1 protein-coding gene is annotated in these 238 nt (G+C 58.0%); it reads left to right on the top strand.

Features of this window, described 5'->3' with window-relative positions:
- The coding region (locus tag MFF40_RS28615) for an integrase core domain-containing protein (RefSeq protein ID WP_238263208.1) at positions 1-238 on the top strand (238 nt) is incomplete at both ends.

The raw sequence follows: 238 nt of genomic DNA, 5'->3' as shown, positions 1-238 counted from the left end.
CACATCCGCTCGGACAATGGTCCGGAGTTCATCGCCAAATCTGTACAGGCCTGGATCGGGTCGATCGGCAGCCGGACTGTCTACATCGAACCTGGTTCACCGTGGGAGAACGGATACGTGGAGAGCTTCAACGCACGACTGCGAGACGAACTGTTGAACGGCGAGATCTTCTACACGCTGAAGGAGGCACACATCATCATTGAGAGCTGGCGACGGCACTACCATGGGGTTGGCCCGC

The organism is Methylobacterium mesophilicum, from assembly GCF_022179445.1.
Classification (GTDB): Bacteria; Pseudomonadota; Alphaproteobacteria; order Rhizobiales; family Beijerinckiaceae; genus Methylobacterium; species Methylobacterium mesophilicum.
This window is presented reverse-complemented; position numbering and strand designations above follow the sequence as displayed.